The sequence below is a fragment of the Pedobacter boryungensis genome (assembly GCF_013204825.1).
GTDB lineage: Bacteria > Bacteroidota > Bacteroidia > Sphingobacteriales > Sphingobacteriaceae > Pedobacter > Pedobacter boryungensis.
Map to the genome: position 1 here is coordinate 1,448,433 of NZ_JABMKV010000001.1, position 6,170 is coordinate 1,454,602.

Annotated in this window: 6 protein-coding genes; 2 read left to right on the forward strand and 4 right to left on the reverse strand. The window is 33.3% G+C overall.

Annotated elements, in window-relative coordinates; all coding sequences use genetic code 11:
* Positions 1-21: 21 nt before the first annotated feature.
* The 4 genes from yajC to HQN85_RS06340 form a co-directional block, all read right to left on the reverse strand.
* Positions 22-348, reverse strand: coding sequence for a preprotein translocase subunit YajC (yajC, locus tag HQN85_RS06325; protein ID WP_173270147.1), 327 nt, complete (start codon positions 346-348; stop codon positions 22-24).
* Positions 349-430: 82 nt separating this feature from the next.
* Positions 431-877: a DUF1573 domain-containing protein gene (locus HQN85_RS06330; protein ID WP_173270149.1), complete on the reverse strand. Its 447-nt coding sequence runs from the start codon at positions 875-877 to the stop codon at positions 431-433.
* A gap of 19 nt (positions 878-896) precedes the next feature.
* On the reverse strand, positions 897-1,847 hold the full coding sequence (nusB, locus tag HQN85_RS06335) for a transcription antitermination factor NusB (protein ID WP_173270151.1): 951 nt from the start codon (positions 1,845-1,847) through the stop codon (positions 897-899).
* Positions 1,848-1,887: 40 nt separating this feature from the next.
* Positions 1,888-2,976, reverse strand: a complete 1,089-nt coding sequence (locus HQN85_RS06340; RefSeq protein WP_173270154.1) for a Glu/Leu/Phe/Val family dehydrogenase — start codon at positions 2,974-2,976, stop codon at positions 1,888-1,890.
* A 103-nt stretch (positions 2,977-3,079) separates the two neighbouring features.
* Here HQN85_RS06340 and HQN85_RS06345 point away from each other — a divergent pair, with 103 nt between their 5' ends.
* Positions 3,080-4,870 (forward strand): ABC transporter ATP-binding protein, encoded by a 1,791-nt coding sequence (locus tag HQN85_RS06345; protein WP_173270157.1) that lies wholly within the window; start codon positions 3,080-3,082, stop codon positions 4,868-4,870.
* A 523-nt stretch (positions 4,871-5,393) separates the two neighbouring features.
* The gene (locus HQN85_RS06350; RefSeq protein ID WP_173270159.1) at positions 5,394-5,726 is read left to right on the forward strand and encodes a DUF3276 family protein; all 333 of its coding nucleotides are present in this window, start codon (positions 5,394-5,396) and stop codon (positions 5,724-5,726) included.
* Positions 5,727-6,170 lie beyond the last annotated feature (444 nt).

Below are 6,170 nucleotides of genomic sequence, written 5' to 3' on the forward strand. Positions count from 1 at the left end.
CGGCATTACTATTGAAGTTTTTTATGCTTTTGGAGTTGCTGCTGTGGTTGCTGCTTTAGTTGCATCTAAAGAAACTGCAGATTTATCGAAACGAATTTTTGTACCACCTTCAACTTCAATTAAGAAAGTAGTATCGTTAGAGCCTACAATTTTACCGTGGATTCCAGCAGTAGTTACAATTTTATCGCCTATACCAAGACCTTCAACTAATTTTTTATGGTCTTTGGCTTTTTTTACTTGTGGTCTAATCATGAAAAAATAGAAAACAATCATAATTAATACCATTGGTATGATTGTGCTATATAGGCTATTTCCGCCTGCTGCTTGTAAAATTACTGGTGATGTCATTCTTTTTATATTTTATTATTATTGATTTATTGTTAAATTGTAATTGCAAATGGTAAGTGGAAATTGCAAACTGTAAAGTGCCTTATTTAGCCTCTTTAACCTCACCTACTAAATGTAATTTATTTGCTTCTGGATTTGCATTAGAAGTTATAGTAACTACTTTATCTTGCATTCCCATTTTACCAGTGCTATCAAAAATTACTTTAATCATACCTTCTTCACCTGGTTTAACTGGAGCTTCTGGATATTCTGGAACTGTACAACCACAAGTAGCAGTTGCGTTTGTAATGATTAATGGTGTTTTACCTGTATTTGTAAATTTGAACTCGTAGTGTACTTTTTCTCCTTGTTTAATTACACCAAAATCATAAATTTCTTTTTCAAATTTAACTTTAGGTGCATCTTCAGCTAAAACTGCGGGCGCACCACTTTTGGCTGCCATAGCTTTTTCTTCTACTTTTTGAGATTTGCTTTGTTTACAAGCCGCAAAAGCAATTACAACTAATGCGATAGCTATTATTTTTTTCATTCGGTTTTTATTAAAGGTATTAATCTTCTATCAGACCTCTACCTATTTTTTTAATACTATTTGTTCTTTTTAAATCGTTTAAAATTTTATCTAAGATACCGTTTATAAACGAATTACTTTTCGGCGTACTGTAATCTTTTGATAATTCTAAGTACTCATTAATAGTTACCTTAACAGGAATTGACGGGAAATTCATTAGCTCGCAAATGGCCATTTTCATTAAAATAGTATCCATTAATGCAATTCTTTCCGATTCCCAATTTTTAGTGCGCTCAGCAATTAATTCCTGATAAGTGTTATCATTTTTTAGCGTATAAGCAAAAAGATCTTTTACAAATTTGCTATCTTCTACCCAGTCGGCACTAATTGGTGTTAATTTATTTTGAAAAGGATCTTCCGAAGTAAAATTCTTTAAGGTTTTAGCAATCATGCCTTGCATAACTTCTCTATCTACAGACCAATTAATAAACTTATCTTCAAATGCTTGAACGATATTCAAGTTCTTCAATAAGATTTTACGAAAAATAAATTTGATAATTTCTTTAGAACTTTCTAAAGTTTCCTCTTCTTCTGCAAGATAGGCAGCATATTCTTTCGTATCCTTTAATTTGATAAAAATAGATTTCACCAATTCTGGATCTGCATGCCAGTTTACCTGATATTTATTAATAGCCGCAGTATATTCTGGGTTTTGCTTTAGAGTTACTGCAAATTTATTGTGCAGTAATTTCTGATTTGGGCTTAAATCTTCAGCAGTTGGCAAATGTTTATTTGCTCTCTCTATTGCATCGTTTGCAGTATATTCTGTTACATCCACCAATAAGGCAAGCATCCGGATATACATTTCGTAAACACTATCAATACTTTGCATTAAAGTTTTTTGACTGCTTACTACATCTTTTTTTTCTGTCATGTGCCAAGCAAAAATATTTTGCAAAGCTTTAATTCTTAAGTGCCTTCTGTTTAACATGAATGTAAGAACGAGTGGTAATTTTTACCGTTTATAATTATTAATATGATGATTTTATTTTTTTAATGTCGCTTATTCTTTTTTCAGCAATGCGAGCTGCAGCTAAATTTGTAGGTATTTTTTCAGATTTAGATAATTTGAACACTTCGCGAGTTGCATCGTAAATGTGTTCGGTTAATTGCATGGTACGTTTTTTACCAAAACCAGTTAACTCAGAGTAGCAGTTAATTATGCCACCTGCATTAATCAAATAATCTGGTGCATATAAAATTCCCTTCTCCAATAATAACTGACCATGAACATTTTCATCTGCTAATTGGTTATTTGCCGAACCCGCAATGATAGAGAATTTCATATTCTTTATCGTTTTATCGTTTACTGTCGCTCCCAATGCGCATGGCGAATAAATATCTGCACCAATGGTAAATATTTTATCTGCATCAATTGGTTTTGCTTTGTATTTACGAGCTACTTCATGCAAACGTTCTTCATTGATATCGCTAATGTAAACCTCAACATTTTCTTGTCTTAATAGATCAACTAAGTGTTCACCTACATTGCCAATTCCTTGTACCACAACAGATTTTCCAGCTAACATATCAGTACCAAAAACTTCTTTAACCGATGCTTTAATTCCTAAAAACACTCCCTTTGCAGTATATAAAGCAGGATTGCCAGCACCACCTAAAGATTCTGGAACACCAGTAACATGTTCAGTTTCCATGCGGATATACTCCATATCTCTGGTTGTAGTACCCATGTCTTCGGCAGTAATGAATTCTCCATTCAAATTTTTGATAAAACGGCCATAACTTCTCATTAAAGCCTCTGTTTTATGCTTTCTTGAATCGCCGATAATCACTGCTTTTCCACCTCCTAAATTCAGACCCGTAATAGCAGATTTGTAGGTCATTGCCTTCGATAAACGCAATACATCTTCTAGTGCTTCGGCCTCAGAACTGTAATTAAACATACGTGTTCCGCCTAAAGCAGGACCTAAAGTTGTATCATGTATAGCAATAATGGCTTTTAATCCGGTATCAGGATCATTGCAAAAAACCACTTTTTTATGGCCTGATGCGCTTAATTGGTCTAAAACAGAAGTGACGATAGAACTAGTACCAGACATACAAATTTGTTGAATTGACGGTGGCAAAATTAAGATAAAAAAACCATTATTTTACTTTGTTTTTATTAAAAAAAGAAAGTCTTTTGGCTAACTTTACCAGCTGATGAAACATCTTCTATTTTTAAACAAATACTTCTATAAATATAAATGGTGGATTATTCCTGGAATTATCTTTGTCATCATTTCAAATATATTTGCGGTAGTACCAGCTCAAGTAGTTGGTCATGCATTTAACTTAATTACCGAAAACATTACTGTTTACCAATTATTCAATGGCTTCGATCGTCAGCAAATCATTTATGATATTTTTAGTTACAGCCTTTTCTTTTTCGGCGTCTTAATATTAATTCTTTATCTGATTAGGGGATTATTCTTATTCTTTATGCGACAAACCATCATCCTCATGTCTCGACATATTGAGTACGATATGAAGAATGAAATTTATGCACATTATCAAAAATTAAGTCTCGGTTTTTATCGTCGCAATAACACTGGAGATTTAATGAACCGTGCCACAGAAGATGTAAATAGAGTACGAATGTATGTTGGACCAGCTATTATGTATACCATCAATACAGCTGTTCTATTCTCATTAATTATCTATTTCATGTTCGATGTAAATAGCAAATTGGCAATTTATTGTTTACTGCCATTGCCAATTTTAGTTGTTACAATTTACTATGTAAACACCATAATAAATCAAAAAAGTGAACGCATTCAAGAACAGTTATCACGATTATCGAGCTTTGTACAAGAACGGTTTTCAGGAATTAGGGTAATTAAATCTTATGTAAGAGAACAACAAACACAATCTGTCTTTGCAGAAGAAAGCGTAGCTTATAAAAACAGCTCCATGAACTTGGTGAAGGTACAGGCATTGTTCTACCCTACCATGCTTTTATTAGTTGGCTTAAGCACTATTTTAACGGTTTATATTGGTGGTAAACAAGTAATGGAAGGCTCAATTACGCCTGGTAATATTGCCGAATTTATAGTGTATGTAAATCAATTAACTTTTCCAGTAACCATGCTTGGCTGGGTAACTACCTTAATTCAAAGAGCCGCAGCATCACAAAAACGGATTAATGAATTTTTACAACTCCAACCTGATATTACCTCAAGCACCGCCGAAACACCAATTTTTGATGGAAAAATTAGCTTTAAAAATGTAAGTTTTACCTATCCAGATACCGGAATTGAAGCCATAAAAGATGTAAGTTTTGAAGTCGAAAAAGGCCAATTTTTAGCGGTAATTGGCAGAACTGGGTCTGGAAAATCTACATTAGCAAACTTAATTATGCGTATGTATGATACTGATGCTGGGAAAATTGAAATTGATGATATAGAATTAACAAAGCTAAATCTGAGTAATTATAGAAACCAGATTGGTTTTGTACCACAAGAAGTATTTCTTTTTTCTGATACCATTAAAAATAATATCGCCTTTGGCTTGAGTGAAATTAAACCCGGTCAGGTAGAAAAAGCAGCACAAAACGCAGCTGTATATAATAATATTATAGATTTTGATTTGAAGTTCGAAACTATGCTTGGCGAACGCGGTATTACCTTATCTGGTGGACAAAAACAGCGTGTTTCTATTGCTAGGGCATTAATTAAAGAACCTAAAATATTAATCTTTGATGATTGCCTTTCGGCTGTCGACACTAAAACTGAAGAAGAAATATTGGGTAATTTGGGGGAAATTATGAAAGGTAAAACCTGTATTTTAATTGCTCATCGGATATCAACCATAAAAAACGCAGATAAAATTATTGTGTTAGATGATGGAAAAATCATTGAACAGGGGACACATCAGGAGTTACTTAAAATTGGTGGCGTTTATACAGAGATGTACGATAATCAGTTGTTAGAAGAAGAGAACTTCCCAGCTTAGATTTGATCGCCCTACTTATCAGATGCCTTAATATTGATAATGAACAATAATTAAGCATAGCATAAGTATTTATATCCAAAAGATGTATATTTAAAAATAATTCTTACCTACAACGATTTTCCGTTACAATTCTAATCTTTTCTTAATACTTACAGCGATATTAAGGCGACCTTATAGCGACCTTACCGCGACTTATGCTCTACAAGAGATCGTATCAAGTTCTACTCTAGCATAGGTCACCTATTGATTTTAACCTTTACGCATTTCCAAAATTTCAAATTATCTGGACAAAACTCGAATTAGACACGAGCAACACCACATGAATAATTCTGCATAATTAAATTAAGGATATATACCGTAAACTACGTAAAACTGATTATAGCAACTTCATTAAAAGATAAACCCTTTTTATATCAAATAATATTATTTATTAATTTAAACAATTACTGTACTTTCTATTTTGAACTTTAATAATTATTGCTTTATATTTACCCCAACCTTAAACTAATTACAATACACAACAATGGGAGATTTTGACAACAAAGAGAGAGAAGAGGTTTTTTCTAAGAAAGTAAGAGCAGGTAAGCGTACTTACTTTTTTGATGTAAAAGCAACACGTTCAGGCGATTATTACCTAACCTTAACAGAGAGCAAAAAGAGATTAGAGGATGGTGTTTTTGTAAAACATAAAATCTTTTTATACAAAGAAGACTTTGAAAAGTTTACTGAGGGTTTAACAGAAACTGTAGAGTATATTAAATCTCATCAGGATGTAGTTGAAAAACGTTATGAATATTCTGAAAATGCAGAATATAATCATAGCCCAAAAACTGAAAGCGACGATTTTTCTTTCTAATTAAGAAATAGTAAACGAAATCCTCTGATTTAATCGGGGGATTTTTTTTTGCGCTTTGCTCGTCATTTCTAGCGAAGCCGAGAACTAAGCAATGCTCAGCGAAGCTCATGGTAATGCGAAAAGATGCCTCTTATTGCATTACGATTCCCAATCAAGTTGGGAATGACGAGGAGACTATATGGCAGGTTAATCACTTTACCAATCCAAAGATTTCTCCATTGCGTTGCACTTTAGTCGAAAAGACGCGAGGTAATTAAGCCATTACCTTTTCTGTTACCCGTCATTTCGAGCGAAGTCGAGAAATCTTTTAAGATTCCCAATCAAGTTGGGAATGACGAGGAAGCTAGAGGGCAGGTTAATCACTTTACCAACCCAAAGATTTCTTCATTGCGTTGCACTCCAGTCGAAAGGACGATAAGTAACTAAGCTATTACCTTTTCTCCC